We start from the raw sequence: 596 nt of genomic DNA, 5'->3' as shown, positions 1-596 counted from the left end.
AAAAGGACTACGACCGCTACATGAAGTACCTGACCGGGTGCGCGAAGCTGTTCCGCCAGGGTTACACCGACGTCGACCAGTTCACGTTGGAAAAGTAGCGGACCCCAGCCCCTCGCGACCTACTTCACGAGGGTGAACTGCCCGACATTGCTGATGCCCTTGCGGAACAGCTTCGCGCACCCGGTCAGGTACTTCATGTAGCGGTCGTAGACCTCTTGGGACTGGATGGCGATGGCCTGCTCGCGATTGGCCTCGAGGGCGGCCGCCCAGGTCTCCAGGGTCCTCGCGTAGTGCAGCTGCAGCGAGTGGACCCTGGTCAGCTCGAAGCCCGCCGTGACCGCGTACTCGCCGACGGTCTGCGGTGTCGGCAGCCACCCGCCGGGGAAGATCTCGGTCAAGATGAACTGCGAGAAGTGCACGATCTCGTGGGTCAGCTTCATGCCCCGCGCCCGGGCGTCTTTGAAGGACGGGCGAACGATGGTGTGCAACAACATCACCCCGTCGGACGGCAGCGCTTGGTAGGCCATCTTGAAGAAGCGCCCGTAGCGCTGGCGGCCGAAATGCTCGAAGGCGCCGATCGAGACGATGCGGTCGAC

The 596-nt window shown here is 63.6% G+C and carries 1 protein-coding gene and 1 pseudogene; one reads left to right on the top strand and one right to left on the bottom strand.

The window, feature by feature from the left end:
• Nucleotides 1–98: pseudogene (locus A5692_RS28800) on the top strand (class I SAM-dependent methyltransferase); the annotation flags it as partial.
• A gap of 21 nt (nucleotides 99–119) precedes the next feature.
• Here A5692_RS28800 and A5692_RS02825 read toward each other — a convergent pair.
• A partial coding sequence (locus A5692_RS02825; protein ID WP_197514329.1) for a class I SAM-dependent methyltransferase occupies nucleotides 120–596 on the bottom strand: 477 nt, incomplete at its 5' end.

It is taken from the genome of Mycobacterium sp. E342, from assembly GCF_001667665.1.
GTDB lineage: Bacteria > Actinomycetota > Actinomycetes > Mycobacteriales > Mycobacteriaceae > Mycobacterium.
The sequence above is the reverse complement of the archived record's forward strand: the minus strand, read 5'-3'. Positions and strand labels throughout refer to the sequence as shown.